15 protein-coding genes are annotated in these 15,259 nt (G+C 73.0%); 1 reads left to right on the top strand and 14 read right to left on the bottom strand.

Features of this window, described 5'->3' with window-relative positions; genetic code table 11:
* Positions 1-39: 39 nt before the first annotated feature.
* The 14 genes from AB0950_RS08410 to AB0950_RS08345 all read right to left on the bottom strand — a co-directional run bounded on the left by AB0950_RS08410 (position 40) and on the right by AB0950_RS08345 (position 14,281).
* On the bottom strand, positions 40-399 hold the full coding sequence (locus tag AB0950_RS08410) for an MmcQ/YjbR family DNA-binding protein (RefSeq protein ID WP_360156729.1): 360 nt from the start codon (positions 397-399) through the stop codon (positions 40-42).
* 30 nt (positions 400-429) lie between these two features.
* A complete protein-coding gene (locus AB0950_RS08405; RefSeq protein WP_360157191.1) occupies positions 430-945 on the bottom strand; it encodes a GNAT family N-acetyltransferase in 516 nt (171 codons plus the stop codon).
* A 2-nt stretch (positions 946-947) separates the two neighbouring features.
* On the bottom strand, positions 948-1,517 hold the full coding sequence (locus tag AB0950_RS08400) for an XRE family transcriptional regulator (protein WP_366778119.1): 570 nt from the start codon (positions 1,515-1,517) through the stop codon (positions 948-950).
* Positions 1,518-1,563: 46 nt separating this feature from the next.
* Positions 1,564-2,469 carry a LysR family transcriptional regulator gene (locus tag AB0950_RS08395; RefSeq protein ID WP_360156735.1) on the bottom strand — a complete coding sequence of 302 codons (906 nt, stop codon included), beginning with the start codon at positions 2,467-2,469 and terminating at the stop codon, positions 1,564-1,566.
* A gap of 31 nt (positions 2,470-2,500) precedes the next feature.
* On the bottom strand, positions 2,501-3,694 hold the full coding sequence (locus tag AB0950_RS08390) for a glycine C-acetyltransferase (RefSeq protein WP_360156738.1): 1,194 nt from the start codon (positions 3,692-3,694) through the stop codon (positions 2,501-2,503).
* A 38-nt stretch (positions 3,695-3,732) separates the two neighbouring features.
* The gene (tdh, locus tag AB0950_RS08385) at positions 3,733-4,761 is read right to left on the bottom strand and encodes an L-threonine 3-dehydrogenase (RefSeq protein ID WP_360156741.1); all 1,029 of its coding nucleotides are present in this window, start codon (positions 4,759-4,761) and stop codon (positions 3,733-3,735) included.
* Between the two features lie 187 nt (positions 4,762-4,948).
* Positions 4,949-5,524, bottom strand: a complete 576-nt coding sequence (locus AB0950_RS08380; RefSeq protein ID WP_360156744.1) for a GAF domain-containing protein — start codon at positions 5,522-5,524, stop codon at positions 4,949-4,951.
* Positions 5,525-5,597: 73 nt separating this feature from the next.
* Positions 5,598-6,197, bottom strand: coding sequence for an ATP/GTP-binding protein (locus AB0950_RS08375; protein WP_366778118.1), 600 nt, complete (start codon positions 6,195-6,197; stop codon positions 5,598-5,600).
* The gene (locus AB0950_RS08370) at positions 6,175-6,546 is read right to left on the bottom strand and encodes a DUF742 domain-containing protein (RefSeq protein ID WP_360156750.1); all 372 of its coding nucleotides are present in this window, start codon (positions 6,544-6,546) and stop codon (positions 6,175-6,177) included. The genes AB0950_RS08375 and AB0950_RS08370 overlap by 23 nt, the downstream gene beginning before the upstream one ends.
* Positions 6,547-6,548: 2 nt before the next feature.
* Positions 6,549-6,983, bottom strand: a complete 435-nt coding sequence (locus tag AB0950_RS08365) for a roadblock/LC7 domain-containing protein (RefSeq protein ID WP_360156753.1) — start codon at positions 6,981-6,983, stop codon at positions 6,549-6,551.
* A gap of 90 nt (positions 6,984-7,073) precedes the next feature.
* On the bottom strand, positions 7,074-9,323 hold the full coding sequence (locus tag AB0950_RS08360; RefSeq protein WP_366778117.1) for an ATP-binding protein: 2,250 nt from the start codon (positions 9,321-9,323) through the stop codon (positions 7,074-7,076).
* Between the two features lie 446 nt (positions 9,324-9,769).
* Entirely contained in the window at positions 9,770-10,936 is a 1,167-nt protein-coding gene (locus AB0950_RS08355; protein WP_360156759.1) for an MBL fold metallo-hydrolase, read from the bottom strand.
* A gap of 335 nt (positions 10,937-11,271) precedes the next feature.
* Positions 11,272-12,057: an SGNH/GDSL hydrolase family protein gene (locus AB0950_RS08350; RefSeq protein WP_366778116.1), complete on the bottom strand. Its 786-nt coding sequence runs from the start codon at positions 12,055-12,057 to the stop codon at positions 11,272-11,274.
* Between the two features lie 151 nt (positions 12,058-12,208).
* Positions 12,209-14,281, bottom strand: coding sequence for an alpha-galactosidase (locus AB0950_RS08345; RefSeq protein ID WP_366778180.1), 2,073 nt, complete (start codon positions 14,279-14,281; stop codon positions 12,209-12,211).
* A 173-nt stretch (positions 14,282-14,454) separates the two neighbouring features.
* Between AB0950_RS08345 and AB0950_RS08340 the strand changes: the two genes are divergently transcribed.
* Positions 14,455-15,252: a tyrosine-protein phosphatase gene (locus tag AB0950_RS08340; RefSeq protein WP_366778115.1), complete on the top strand. Its 798-nt coding sequence runs from the start codon at positions 14,455-14,457 to the stop codon at positions 15,250-15,252.
* Positions 15,253-15,259 lie beyond the last annotated feature (7 nt).

The following is a 15,259-nucleotide window of genomic DNA, read 5'->3' as shown; positions in this document are numbered from 1 at the left end:
GGGATCATGCCACGCCCGGCCCCCGCGCACGGGGCATTTTCACTCCCCGGGCGGCAGCCCCAACTCGGGGTGGGCGTCGAGGAGTCGGGGCGGGGCGGCCTGCCGCCAGGAGTCGGTGAGGATGTCCCGCAGTTCCGCCTCGTCGTCCAGGGCGGCGAGTCTCGCTCTCACCCAGGCGAACTGGGCTTCGTGGCCGGCGATCCAGAACTTCTCCGGTTCGGCCAGCACCAGTTCGTCGCGCTCCTCCTTGGGGCAGCGCACGGCGATGGACGTCTCGTCCTCGGGCAGCGTCGCGAACATCTTCCCGGCCACCCGGAACGTGGGCATGCTCCAGGCGGTCTTCTCCGTGGTGTCCGGCAGGGACAGGGCGATACGGCGTACGTCTTCGGCGTCCGGCATGCCACGCACCGTAGCTGCTGCCACTGACAGTCACCCGCCGAGCCGCTTGAAGTACAGCGTCGTCGGCCGCAACTCGCCCGTGGGGGACGCCGCGTAGTCGGGGATGACGCCGGCCCGGGTCCAGCCGGCCGAGCGGTACAGACGCTCGGCGGGGCTGCCGGTCTCGGTGTCGAGGTGGAGCAGGGTGATGCCGGCGGCAGCGGCGGCGTCCTCGGCGGTGGTGAGCAGGCGGCGGCCGAGTCCCCGCCCGCGCGCGGAGCGGTGCACCATCAGCTTGACCAGTTCCGCGCGGTGGCGGCTGTTCGGCTTGTCGGGGTGGGCCAGGCTCACCGTGCCGGCCGGCCGCCCGGTGTCGTCGAGGGCCGCCCAGACCGCGAGCCGGCCCGCCGCGGCCGCCTCCGCCCGCTCCCGCCACCAGGCGGCGGCCTCCTCGTGGCCGAGCGGGGCGAGGAAGCCGACCGAGGCGCCGCCGGCCACCGTGTCGGCCAGCAGCTCCGCCAGCTCCCCCGCCCGCTGCCGTACCCGCGCCCCGTTCCAGCGCTCGATCCTCACGGTCGTACCACCGCCAGCGCGTACCGCGTCTCGACCGGGCCGGCGCAGCGGAACCGGGTCGGGCCGAAGACCCGCATCCGCAGGCAGTCGCCGGTGTCCAGGTGGTGCACCTGGTCGGCGTCGGTCACCTCCAGGGCGCCGTCGAGCACCCACAGATGCTGTTCCAGACCGGCCACCGGAGGGCGGTCGTAGGCGATGTCGGCGCCGGGCGCCAGACGGCCTTCCACCAGTTCGCCGCGCAGCCCGGCGTGCGGCGGGGACACCGACCGGCGGACGAACCCGGAGCCCGGGTCCTGCCAGGTCCGCTGGTCGGCGGCCCTGACCAGCGCCGCGGGCGCCGCCTCGACCTCGCTGAGCAGCTGGGACATGGTGCGCCCGTAGACCTGGCAGAGCCGGTTCAGCTGGGCGGCGGTGGGGCTGACCTCGGCGCGTTCGGCCCGGGACAGGGTCGACCGGCTCACTCCGCTGCGTTCGGCCAGCTCGCCCAGGGACCAGCCGTGCCGGGCGCGCAGTTCGGCGAGCCGGGCGCCGAGCCGCGTGTCGAGGGCTTCCTCGTCGCTTCTCACATCCGGGACGTTATCCCTGATTCGAGACGAGCGCGTTACGGAAAGCTCACGCCTCCTGCGCGGCCCGTCCCAACGCCTCCAGCACCGGGCGGATCAGCGGATGCGCCTCGGCGCCGCGCCGCACGGCGGCGAAGACGCGGCGGGTGGGGGCCACGCCGTCGACGGGGCGTACGACGACGCCGGTGAGGTCCATGCCGCTCAGCGCCGAGCGCGGTACGAGCGCCACACCCGCGTCGGCCGAGGCGAGGGCGACGACGGCGCGGAAGTCGTCGGAGGAGTGCTCCAGGCGGGGCTGGAAACCGGCGCTCTCGCAGGCGAGGACGACCACGTCGTGGCAGGGGTTGCCGGGGTAGGGGCCGATCCAGGGGTCCTTGGCCAGCTCGGCGAGGGGGACCTCGGCGGTGTCCGCGAGGCGGTGCCCGACGGGGACGACGGCGTCGAACGGCTCGGCGTAGAGCGGGACATGCGTGAGCCGGGGGTCGTCGGCGGGCGGGGCGCCCCGGTACTCCACGGCGACGGCCACGTCGACCTGCCGGTCCAGCACCATGGGCAGGCTCGCGTCGCCCTCGGCGTCCTGGACGCGGATCCGGATGCCGGGCGCGGTGTGGGCCAGCCGGGCCACGGCGGGCGCCACGACCTGGGCGATGCCGGTGGCGAAGGCGGCCACGGTGACCGTGCCCGCCTCGCCCGAGCTGTAGGCGGCCAGCTCGGCCTCGGCCCGCTCCAGCTGGGCGAGGACGGCGTTGGTGTGGCTGAGCAGGATCTCGCCGGCCGGGGTGAGCCGTACGCCCTTGGCGCTGCGCTCGACCAGCCGGTGGCCGGTCTCCTGCTCCAGGGCCGTCAGCTGCTGGGAGACGGCCGAGGGGGTGAGGTAGAGCGCGGCGGCCGCCGCGGTGACCGTGCGGTGGTCGGCCACCGCACGGAGGATGTGGAGCCGCCGTGCCTCGATCATGTCCTCCATTATCCCCGGGGATCCGCGCTGCTCAGCCCTCCAGCTCGGCGCGGGCGGCGACGAACGCGTCCACCACGCGGTTCACGTCCTCGGTGGAGTGCGCGGCGGACAGCTGGACGCGGATGCGGGCCTGGCCCTGCGGGACGACCGGGTAGGAGAAGCCGATCACGTACACGCCGCGCTCCAGCAGCAGCTCGGCCATGCGGCCCGCCGTGGCCGCGTCGCCGATCATCACCGGCGCGATGGCGTGCTCGCCGGGCAGGACGTCGAAGCCCTCCTCGGACATCCGGCGGCGGAAGAGGGCGGTGTTCTCGTTCAGCCGGACCCGAAGGTCGTCGGCGGACTCCAGCAGGTCGAGGACCTTCAGGGAGGCGGCGGCGATCACCGGGGCGAGGGTGTTGGAGAACAGGTACGGGCGGGAGCGCTGGCGCAGCAGGGCGACGATCTCGGCGCGGGCGGCGACATAGCCGCCGGAGGCGCCGCCGAGGGCCTTGCCGAGGGTGCCGGTGATGATGTCGACGCGGTCCATGACGCCGTGCAGTTCGGGGGTGCCGCGGCCGGTGGGGCCGACGAAGCCGACGGCGTGCGAGTCGTCGACCATGACCATCGCGTCGTAGCGGTCGGCGAGGTCGCAGATCTCGCGCAGCGGCGCCACATAGCCGTCCATGGAGAAGACGCCGTCGGTGACGATCAGCCGGCGCCGGGCGTCGGACGCCTCCTTCAGCTTCGCCTCCAGGTCGGCGAGGTCCCGGTTGGCGTAGCGGTAACGGCGGGCCTTGGACAGGCGGATGCCGTCGATGATGGAGGCGTGGTTGAGGGCGTCGGAGATCACCGCGTCCTCCTCGCCGAGCAGCGTCTCGAAGACACCGCCGTTGGCGTCGAAGCAGGAGGAGTACAGGATCGTGTCCTCCTGGCCGAGGAACGCCGAAAGGCGCGCCTCCAGTTCCTTGTGGACCTCCTGGGTGCCGCAGATGAAGCGGACGGAGGCCATGCCGTAGCCCCAGCGGTCCAGCGCGGCGTGGGCGGCGGCGATCACCTCGGGGTGGTCGGCGAGGCCCAGGTAGTTGTTGGCGCAGAAGTTGAGGACCTCGCCGGGGCGGCCGCCGGCGGTGACGTTGACGGTCGCGGACTGCGGGGTGCCGATGACCCGCTCGGGCTTGTGCAGGCCGGCGGCGCGGATCTCGTCGAGGGTGGCGCGCAGGTCGTCGCGGACGGTGTCGAACATGGGGGTGCTCTCCTGAAGGTGCTTGCGGATGACGGGAGTTACGCGGTCCAGTCGAGGATGACCTTGCCGCCCCTGCCGCTCGCCGCGTCCTCGAACGCGGCCTCGAAGTCGCGGTAGCCGTACCGGCCGGTGATCACGGGCGCGAGGTCGAGGCCGCCCTCCAGCAGCACCGACATCGCGTACCAGGTCTCGAACATCTCGCGGCCGTAGATGCCCTTGATGGTGATCATCGAGGTGACGATCCGGGCCCAGTCGACCGGGAACTCCTGCGCGGGCAGGCCGAGCATGGCGATTCGGCCGCCGTGCGTCATGTTGGCGATCATGTCCCGCATGGCCTCGGGGCGGCCGGACATCTCCAGGCCGATGTCGAAGCCCTCGCGCAGTCCCAGTTCGCGCTGTCCCTCGGCGATGGTGGTCTCGGCGACGTTCAGGGCGCGGCTCACGCCGATCTTGCGGGCCAGTTCCAGGCGCTCCTCGCTGACGTCGGTGATGACGACGTTGCGGGCGCCGGCGTGCCGGGCGACGGCGGCGGCCATCAGGCCGATCGGTCCGGCGCCGGTGATCAGCACGTCCTCGCCGACCAGCGGGAAGGACAGCGCGGTGTGCACGGCGTTGCCGAACGGGTCGAAGATCGCGGCGACGTCCAGGTCGACGGGCACCCGGTGGACCCACACATTGGTCGCGGGAAGGGCGACGTACTCGGCGAACGCGCCGTCCCGGCCGACGCCGAGGCCGACGGTGGCCCGGCACAGATGGCGGCGCCCTGCCAGGCAGTTGCGGCACTTGCCGCACACCAGATGCCCCTCGCCGCTGACCCGGTCCCCGATGCGGATCTCGGTCACGTCCCGGCCCGTCTCGACGACCTGCCCGACGAACTCGTGCCCGAGCACGAGCGGCGTGCGGATCGCCTGCTGCGCCCAGCCGTCCCACGCCCGGATGTGCAGGTCGGTGCCGCAGATACCGGTGCGCATGACCTTGATCAGCACGTCGCCCGGACCGATCTCGGGCTCCGGGACGTCCGTCAGCCGGAGTCCCGGCTCCGCCTTCTCCTTGACCAGCGCCTTCACGCGTGCGGCTCCTGTGGGTGAGTCCCGGCCCGCGGGCAGACGTACGGAGCCCGCACCGGGTCAGAGGGGTGGAATCACCCTGCAATCTGCCGTACGCGCGGGTCACGGGTCCATCGAGCTTTTCTTAACCGCCGCCTCAGCTTTCCTTCACGCCGCAGGTGCCGCGGGCGCGGGCATGCCCGGCACGTCACAGGGGCAACCCGTCCTCGGCGCTCCGTTCGAGGCGTACGACGAGGTCGGCGGCGAACGCCTTGATGGTCTCCAGGCCCGAGCGGCCCCAGGCGCGCGGCTCGGTGCCGGCCGCGCACACGGTGCCGAGCGCCATGCCGGAGCTGTCGATGAGCGGGGCGCCGAGGTAGGAGTGGATGCCGTACTCGTCCACGACCGGATTCCCGGCGAACCGCGGATAGTCGCGGACGTCCTCCAGCACGAGTGCCTTGCGGCGCACCACCACATGGGGGCAGAACCCGTGCCGGCGCGACAGGACCCGGCCGAACTCCGGCCGGGTGCCGTCGTCCCTCAGGAACGGCGGTACGGCGGGGGCGCACAGGCCCGCGAAGAACTGGTGCTCCTCGCCGACGAAGTTGACCATGGCGTACGGCGCGCCGGTGAGGTGGGCGAGATGCTCCGCGAAGGCGTCCAGCGCCGGGTCGGGGCGGTCGGCCAGGCCGAGCAGGCGCAGCCGGTGGACGCGGGCGGGGGCCTCCTTGTCCTCGGGGGTGAGCAGCAGACCCCGGACCGGCCGGGGCGGCTCGTAGGTCATGGCCGTGCTCCTGGCCGGGCTGCGTCGCTGTGGGCGTACCTCATAGGGGAACTCCGTGGGCGGTAGGGCGATGTCACCTGTGGGCGCCGTGGCTCGGCGCGGGCGCCGGGGCGTGGGCGAGCAGATGGCGTACGAGGGTGAGCAGGGTCTGGACCCCGGAGCTGGAGATCCGGGCGTCGCAGCGGACCACGGGGACCTCGGGGTCGAGGTCGATGGCGGCGCGCACCTCCTCGGTCTCGTACCGGTATCCGCCGTCGAACTCGTTGACGGCGACGATGAAGCCGAGTCCGCGTTCCTCGAAGAAGTCCACGGCCGCGAAGCAGTCCTGCAGCCGCCGGGTGTCGGCCAGGATCACCGCGCCGAGCGCGCCCTCGGACAGCTCGTCCCACATGAACCAGAACCGCTCCTGCCCCGGCGTGCCGAACAGGTACAGCACATGGTCCGGATCGAGGGTGATCCGGCCGAAGTCCATGGCGACCGTCGTCTCCATCTTGTTCTCGACGCCGTCGAGACTGTCCGTGCCGACGCTGACCGTGGTGAGCAGCTCCTCCGTGCTGAGCGGCGCGATCTCGCTGACCGCGCCCACGAAGGTCGTCTTGCCGACCCCGAACCCGCCCGCCACCAGGATCTTCAGCGCGGTCGGGAACGGGTCAGAGCTGTCGTCGTAGTCCATCGAGCACTGCCTCCAGCAGAGACCGGTCAGTGGGTGTGTGGTGGAAGGCGGGGGGTTTGGTGGTCAGCGCCCCGCAGTCGACGAGGTCCGAGAGGAGCACCTTGGTGACCACGGCGGGCAGTTTGAGATGCGCGGCGATCTCGGCGACCGAGACGGGCGCCCGGCACAGCTCGAGCGCCTGGGCGTGCTCGGGGCCGAGATAGCCGAGCGGGGTGACGCCGGTGGCCATCACCTGCGACATCAGGTCCAGGGCGACGCTGGGCTCGGTGCGTCCGTTGCTGACCGTGAACGGGCGCACCAGCCGTCCGGCCGCGTCGTCCAGCCAGGGCCCGTCGCCGGCTGCGGCCACGCTCAAGGCCTCGTCGCCGTGGGTTCGACGGCGTGCTGCCGGGGGGCGGTCACCAGGTACGGCCGGACGCTCTTGACGAGCATCGCCATCTCGTAGCCGAGCACGGCGGCGTCGGCCTCACGTCCGGCGAGCACGGCGAGACAGGTGCCGGAGCCGGCGGTGGTGACGAACAGCAGGGTCGAGTCGAGTTCGACGACGACCTGGCGGACGTCCCCGCCGTCGCCGAACCGGACGCCCGCGCTGCGGCCGAGGGAGTACAGGCCCGAGGCCAGGGCCGCCATGTGGTCGGCGCTGTCGATGTCCAGGCCGTGCACGGACTTCACCAGCCCGTCGCAGGACAGCAGCACCGCGCTGGACGTGTGCGGTACGCGCTGCACAAGGCCGCTCAGCAGCCAGTCGAGGTCGGCGTGGGCGGTGGTCGGCGCATCGCTCGCCATGGTGGATCGACTCCTTGGGGTACGAAGGTCTGCGGGAGCGCTGGGATGGGGGGCACGTGGTCGGGGGTGGGGGTGGGTACGGTGCGGGCGTCAGCCGGCCGGGGCGCTCCCGTCGGGCCGGCCGGCGCCACGGGCACCGTCGGAGGCGGGCGCATGGCGGCGCCCTGGGGATATGGAGGTGCGGTCCATGTGCTCCGAACCCGTGTGGTCCGGCTGTACGCGCTGTGGCTCGGTGAATTCCCGGGCAGCTGGCTGGAGCTGATGGCCCGTCATGAAGGTGGTGGTGTGGGTGGTGTCCGGCTGTGCGGGCTGCCATGAGTGGCCCGATTCCGGCTGGCCGGCGTACCGGTGGGCGGCGGGCTGCTCCTCGCTCTCCAAGTGCTGCTGCGTCTCGGCGAGTCCGATCCCGCGCTGGAACGCCGCCATCAGTCCGGGGTCGTGGCCCGGTACGGTGTCGCCGTCCTGGCGGGGCAGGGGGCCGCCGCGCAGCTGGGGGACGATGTGCTCCTGGGCACGGCGGCGGGGCAGCCGGGGCTTGCCCATGGTGCCGGAGCGCGGCGTGGGCAGGATGCCCGCGTGCGCCTCGACCGCCGCCCGGTCCTCGGCGCCGATGCCGGGCAGGGCCTCGGCGGGGGTGGGCCGGTCCTGCCGGGCGCCGCGCACGGGAAGCGGCGCGAGCTCGCCTCCGCTCCGACCGCCGTCACCGCTCTCCGCACCGTGCCGCCCGGGGTCGTTTTCGCCATGCTGACCGGCGCCACTCTCACCGTGCTGCCCGGTCCCGCTCTCGACGCCGTGGCGTGCGCTGCCCCGCTGGGCGTGCCGCCGGCGCCCGGTCGCCCGTGCCTGCCCGCCACCGGCGCCGGCCTCGCCGCCGGGGCCGGCCGCATGCCATGACGCCACCACGGCCCCTCCCCCGGCCTCGGGCCCCGGTTCCGCCGGGATCTCGGCACCGGGCCCGGTACCGCCGTACGCCGAGCTCACCTCTCCCGCCCGCACTCCCGTGGCGGGCGCGGAAGGCGACTCCGGCACGGACCCCCGCGCCTGCCCCGCCCCGTGCCAGATGTCCGCCGGCCCCTGCGGCCGGTGTACGCCCGTCCCCGCGCCCGCCCCGGCGACCGTGCCGTTCGGACCGGGCGCCGTGCCCAGCAACACCTGCGGGACGACGAGTACGGCCTGCACGCCGCCGTAGATGTTGGTCTGGAGCCGGACGTGGATGCCGTGCCGCCGGGCGAGCTGGGAGACGACGTAGAGGCCGATGCGCCCGTCGGCCAGCAGGCTGGCGACGTTGACCTGGTCGGGATCGGCGAGCAGGGCGTTCATCCGGTTCTGCTCGCCGACGGGCATGCCGAGGCCGCGGTCCTCGACCTCCACGGCGAGCCCGGAGGTGACGAGGCCCGCGCGGAGCAGCACTTGTGTGTGCGGCGCGGAGAACACCGAGGCGTTCTCGATGAGTTCGGCGAGCAGATGGATGACGTCGGCGACGGCGTGGCCGCGCAGTTCGCCGTCGATGGGGGGCACCAGCTTGGCCCGGGAGTACTGCTCGACCTCGGCGATGGCGGAGCGCAGCACCTCGGTCATGCTGACCGGGTTGCTCCACTGGCGCCGGGAGACGGCGCCGCCGAGCACGGCGAGGTTCTCGGCGTGCCGCCGGATGCGGGTGGCCAGGTGGTCCACGTGGAAGAGGCCCTTGAGCAGGTTGGGGTCCTCGATCTCGTTCTCGAGTTCGTCGAGGATCGAGATCTCCCGGTGCACGAGGGACTGCAGCCGGCGCGCGAGGTTGACGAACACCTCCAGCTTCTGCTCGCTGCCCGCCTGGCTGGAGAGCTGGGCGGCGCGTACGACGGCGGTGACGGCGCCGTCGTGCGCGCGGGCCAGGTCGGCGGCGAGCAGGTCGAAGTCGTCGGCGTCCGCGGGCGGCCGGCGGCGCGGTGCGCGCGGGGGCGGGGCCTCGCCCTGGCGCAGCGCGTCGACCAGGGCGTGCAGGTCGGCCTCGCCGCGTGCGGCGGTGCGGCGCAGCGCGTCGACGCGGTCGGAGACCGAGCGGGCGGCCCGGTCGGCGGCGACGGCGGCGATGAGGATTCCGGCGACGGCCACGGTGGCCGCCCCGGCGAGCACGGCCCAGAGGGTGGGGCCGGTGCGGGCGCCTGCGGATCGGATGCTGACGAGGACCGCGGCGGTGGCGCTGAGCGCCACCGCGAGGGGCGGCAGCACGGCGAGCCGCATGAGCTGGGGCCGTATCGGCGTCTCGGGCAGTGCGGGAGCGGGCCGGGCGACCGGTCGCCCGTGCCGGCCGCCCTCTCGGCGGTCGGCAGGGGTGGCCGGTGCTCGCAGGTCAGACATCTGCGTCCTCGTACTGGTCCGTCGGGCCTGTTCCTCGCGCGGTGCGCGAGGCGGGCATGGGTCATCGCGGTGTCGGCCCGCGGGCCGGCGGATCCGGCCTCGCGACGCGACGGACACTCACAGTAGTTGCCTCAGCATCATGTGCGGTGGGCAGTTGACAAAGTCACCCGAGGAGCGTCCCGCTCTGGTATGAAGCCTCGTACGACAGACCGATAACCCGGCCGCACGCCTCTCCTGAAGCCGAAAGGGAGCGATAAGACCTGATCAAAAGCGGTCGGGAAGGAAAAGACGAGGGGTGGTGGACCTCGTCGGTCCACCACCCCTTCAGGCGCCCACTCTCGGCCGGCCACCCACCCGCCGCTCCGGAGAAGCGATTCCGAGCGCCCATGGCCACCGCCACCGAGGTAACGGAGCGTTGCAGCCTTGGCCCTGGCCGGCCGGATGTCTCAGGCCCGTGCCGGCGGCTCCGCCACGAACGCGCCGACCGAGCGCCAGGTGCGCCGGAGCTCTCCCGACACACCGCGCCACCACGCCTCCGCCGGAAGCTTGCCCGCCGGCTCGAAGGGCTCGCCCGGCCGGGGCAGGGCCACCGCCTGGCCGCTCTCCTCGGCCGCCTCCTTCGTCCACTCGCCGGGCTCCGCCCACGGGTGCGGGGCCAGGTTGAAGGTGCCCCAGTGGATCGGCAGCAGCACGCCGTGCGGCGCTCCGCCCTGGAGGTCGAGGTGGGCGCGCAGGCCCTCCTCGGGAGTCATGTGGATGTCGGGCCAGAACGCGCTGTAGGCGCCGATCTGGATCATCGTGGCGTCGAACGGGCCGTGGGCCGCGCCGATGTCCTCGAAGCCCTCGAAATAGCCCGTGTCGCCGCTGTGGTAGATCCGGTGCTCCTCGCCGGCGACGGCCCAGGACGCCCACAGGGTGTGCTGGGTGTTGCGCAGGCCGCGGCCGCAGAAGTGGCGGGCGGGGGTCGCGGTGAGGGTGAGGCCGCCGACCCGCGTCGACTCGTGCCAGTCCAGCTCGCGCAGCCGGTCCGGGGAGACGCCCCAGTGCTCCAGATGGGCGCCGACGCCGAGCGGCACGGCGAACAGGGTGTCCGTGCCGGCCAGCGCCTTGATGGTGGGCAGGTCCAGGTGGTCGTAGTGGTCGTGGGAGATGACGACCACGTCGACCTCGCCGAGCGCGGCCAGCGGCAGGGGCACGGGGTGCAGCCGCTTGGGTCCGGCGAAGGGGAACGGGGAGCAGCGCTCGCCCCAGACCGGGTCGAACAGCACCCGGTGGCCGTCGATCTCCGCGAGCACGCTGGAGTGGCCCATCCAGGTCAGCCGCAGTCCCGTGGCGGGCGGTCCGGCCAGGTCGGCGAAGGTGGTGGGGTGCACCGGGACGGTGCCCTTCGGGGCGCGCAGCGGCCGGGTCTCCTTGTCGAAGAAGACCTTCGCGAAGTCCAGCGCGGAACCGGAGGGCCGGGTGCGTGCGGCGCCGCCCGGGTTCTGGAAGACGCCGTCCTTGAAGTGGGGGGAGCGGCGGATGCGTGCCATGCGCTCACCACCCGGGTCCGCGCCGAAGGCCGCGGGCCGCAGCGCACGGAGCGCGGAGCTCGGGGAACGCAGTCCGGTCACGGTACCTCCCGGTGAAGTGGGTGAGGCTCCCCATTATGGTCGGCCCCTGTAACAAACCCGGCCGCGCCGGGTGCCCCTGCCCCCGGCGCCCTCGGGCAGATCGAGGCACGGCGTGTGGCGGCGGCCAGGATCGCCGCCGTGGCCGCGGCGCTCGGTGTGATCCCGCGCGGCGCCGCCCTTGCGGTCCGCGAACGCGCGCACAGGAGTGGGCGGACGACGCACTCGCGCGCGAAGCAGGCCCGGAGCGGGCGGCGTTGGCGGAACGCTGGGGACCCCTTCGGCGACCGGCCCCGCCCCGCGCCGCGAGGCGTACGGTGCGGGGCGGCCGGTGTCGGTCACGCCACCGAGGCGATACGCATCTTGATGTCGTCGGGCGACAGGGTGCCCTTCGCGGTGACGTGGTCGCCGGAGGACTCGCCGCGCAGGCGGCGGCCGATCCAGGGGACGAGGTACTCGCGGGCCCAGTGGACGTCGTCGCGGCGGACCTCCAGGGTGCCCCGGGGCGGCAGCGGAGGCCACGGCTGCTCCGGGTCGGCCGGGATCTCCAGGCCGAGGACCTGGCCGGCGCGCAGCGCCACGCGCGTGTGCCCCTCGGGCGAGAGGTGCAGCCGGTCGCTGTCCCAGGCCCTGCGGTCCTGCACGGACTTCAGGGACCACAGGTCGAGCACGGGGCAGCCGTACCGGTCGGCGATGGCGCGCACATGCCCGTTGTAGGTGGCGATCTTGCCGCGCAGATGCTTGAGCACGGGGACGCCGCGGGTGTCGAACCCGGTCGTCACCATGACCGTGCCGGCCGCCTCGGCCAGCCGGGCCACGGCGCGTTCGAAGCGCTCGGCCACCTCGTCCGGGTCGGTGCCGGGACGGATGATGTCGTTGCCGCCGGCGCAGAAGGAGACCAGGTCCGGGGCCAGTTCGACGGCCTTGGGGACCTGGTCCCGCACGATCTGGTCGAGGAGTTTCCCGCGCACCGCGAGATTGGTGTAGGTGAAGTCGCCCTCGGGCCGCCGGTCGGCGAGCAGTACCGCGAACCGGTCGGCCCAGCCCACGAACGCCCCGTCGGGCCCGGGGTCGCCGACGCCCTCGGTGAAGCTGTCCCCCACCGCCACGTACGACCCGATCACTGATCTGTTGTCACTCTTCGAATCGTCTGCCACATCGGACCATGATTCACCTTCGGATGTGACCTACGCGACCGTAAGGAAGGGTTGACTACCCGTGAGATGAGACACCCTTAAATCGTGTGCGATTCGGGAATACGGCCGGGCAGAAAGGTCAGATGCGGCGCAGCCGGAGAACCGTGGCGTCCAGGTCGCCCTTGAGCCCCGTGCGCAGCCCGTGGTGCAGCAGCACGGCACCCCGGTGGACCTCGCCCGTTTCGCGGCATTCGTACGACGCGGTCGGGTCGAGTCCGCGCAGCCGCAGCGCCGGCACCGGCTCGCCGTAGCTCTGCGCCTGGAGCCAGGCGAGGACCACCGTCTCCTCCCCGAGGACGTACTGGACGGCGCTCAGACCGCCGGCCGGAGGCCGCAGCCGGTACAGGTCGCCCTGCTGGACGACCGGGCGGATCTCCTTGTAGAGCTCCACCCAGCGCCGGGCCTCGGCCAGTTCCTCGGGCGTCCACTCGGTCAGGTCGCCGCCGACACCGAGGACGCCCGCCATGGCGCTGACGAAGCGGAAGCGCAGGGAGCTGACCCGGCCGTTGAGCTGGGTGTTCGGGCTGTCGGTGACCCAGGCGGCCATCACCCGGGCGGGATGGATCTGGCTGAAGCCGTGCTGGATGGCCAGGCGGTCGAGCGGGTCGGTGTTGTCGGAGGTCCACACCTGGTCGGTGCGGCTCAGCACCCCGAGGTCGATCCGGCCGCCGCCGCCCGAGCAGGACTCGAAGGCGACCCGCGGGTGAGCCGCGCGCAGCCGGTCCAACAGGGCGTACAGCGCGCGGACGTGGTCCACCCACAGACGCTGCGGGTACGGCTCGCCGGGCCAGCCGGCGTCGGTGAAGCAGCGGTTGAAGTCCCACTTCACATAGTCGATCGGCGCGCTGGAGAGCAGGGTGTCGAGCTGCTCCCACAGGTACTCCTGGACGTCCTCACGGGCGAGGTTGAGGACGAGCTGGTTGCGCAGTTCCGTCCGCTTTCGCCCCGGTTGGTACTGCACCCAGTCGGGATGGGCGCGGTACAGCTCGCTGTCCGGGTTGACCATCTCGGGTTCGACCCAGATGCCGAACTGCATGCCGAGGCCGTGCACCTGGTCGGCGAGAGGCTTCAGGCCGTGCGGGAAGCGGTCGGGGTTGGGTGTCCAGTCGCCGAGGCCCGCGCGGTCGCTGGTGCGGGCGCCGAACCAGCCGTCGTCCACGACGAACAGCTCGACCCCGATCTCGGCGGCCCGCCGGGCGAGCGCGAGCTGCTGCTCCTCGGAGATGTCGAAGTACGTCGCCTCCCAGGAGTTGAACAGCACCGGCCGGTCCCGCCCGGCGTCCGGGATGACGTACGCGCGCTGGTAGGCGTGCCAGGTGCGGCTCGCGCCGCCGAAGCCGCCGTCGCTCCACAGGCCCGCGAAGACGGGCGTGGTGTACGACTCCCCCGGCTCCAGGAGCAGCAGCCCCGAGTCGTCGTAACCGGCGCCGCCGGTGATCTGCACGCGCGTGTCGGGGAGTTGGGCGACCGTGATGCGCCAGGAGCCGGACCAGCCCAGCGCGCAGCCGTAGACCTCGCCGTGCTCCTCGGTGGCGTCGGTGTCGAGCGCCACCCAGGGCAGGTGCTGGTGGCCGGTGTGGCCGCGGCGGCTGCCGATGATCTTCTCGCCGTACGTGAGGGGCGCGCTGGTGAGGAGGGACTCGGCGGCCCAGCGGCCGTGCAGCTGGGAGAGCCGCCAGCCGTCGCGGTCGGGCAGGGTCCAGGTGGCGGCGTCGGCGCGCAGCAGCTCCACGCGCGCGCGCGTGCCGTTGCCCACGGTGACCCATCGCTCGACGACGTCGCCGCGCATCCGGTAGTGCAGCGTGATCGCGAGGCCGTCGTCGTCGAAGCGCAGCCGCAGCTCGTCGCCCTCCGTGTCGTACGCCACGAAACGCCACTCGGTGCCGCGGCGTTCGCCGGTGCGCACGGACAGGGCGGGGCGGACGAAGCGCGGGCCGCCCTCGACGGGGTACTCCTCGCGGCCGTCGAGCGGGGACTCGAAGGGCCGGTAGCCGGGCAGCGGGTCCGCGGCGAGGGCCTCGGCGTCCGCGAGCGCGATGCGCGGCCCCCAGTGCAGGTGGAGCAGCTCGTCCGCATCGGTGAGATGCAAGGCGTAGCTGCTGGTGGGCCCCGTAAGGAGCCAGGTACGACCGTCGTCGGCGATGTCCACCACGTATGACCTCACAGGTGTCAACAGATCCGCTCAAGTGCCAACATCATTGGGCCCCGGAGCCCTGGTGACAATGCCTGTGGACAACTCCTTGCCCCAGGAAACCGATGTCGTATGGTCGTCAGAGCGCCCGCCGGCGAGACGCGGCGGCGGGCCCCGAGCCGGGAGGAGCCCCCGTGACGCAGCAGGTCCCGTCGACCGAGCCGGAGCGGGCCGGAGTGCGTAATTTCCGCGACGTGGGCGGACTGCCGACCGTCGACGGGCGCCGGGTGCGGTACGGCGTGCTGTTCCGCAGCGGCCACCTGGCGCACGCCACCGAGGAGGACGCGGCCTTCCTCGCCTCCCTGGGCCTGCACACGGTCTTCGACTTCCGCAACGCGGCCGACCACAAGCTGGAAGGCCCGGACGTCGAGCTGCCCGGTGTGCGCAATGTGAACCTGCCGCTGAGCGACCCGGCGGACGGCGCCGAGTTCTGGAAGATGGTCCGCGACGGCGACCTGGAGCAACTGCGCGGGATCCTGGCCGGCGGCAAGGGGGCGGCCCGGATGATCGCCTCCTACCGGACGATCGTCAAGGAGCGCACCGCCGAGCACTCCCGGGTGCTGCGTGCGCTCGCCGAGGACAGCGTGCCCGCCCTGATGCACTGTGCGGCGGGCAAGGACCGCGCGGGCATCTCCATAGCCGTGACGCTCCTCGCCCTCGGAGTGGAGCGCGAGGCGATCGTCGCCGACTATCTGGAGTCCAACGCCAAGCACCGGCGCTACAAGGTCCGCCGCAGCGGCAGCGCGGAGTCCGCGTACACCCCGGAGGTCATGGAGCTGCTCAGCCCCCTCTTCGACGCCCGCGCCGAGTACCTGGAAGCGGCGTTCGAGACCATCGAGGAGACCTGGGGCGGGGTCGACGCCTACCTGGAGCGGGGCCTCGGCCTCACCCCGGCGTCCCGCGACCGCCTGCGCGAGCGCCTGCTGGACTGACCACGGG

Origin of the sequence: Streptomyces sp. NPDC007189 (assembly GCF_040703635.1) — a bacterium.
GTDB lineage: Bacteria > Actinomycetota > Actinomycetes > Streptomycetales > Streptomycetaceae > Streptomyces.
The sequence above is the reverse complement of the archived record's forward strand: the minus strand, read 5'-3'. Positions and strand labels throughout refer to the sequence as shown.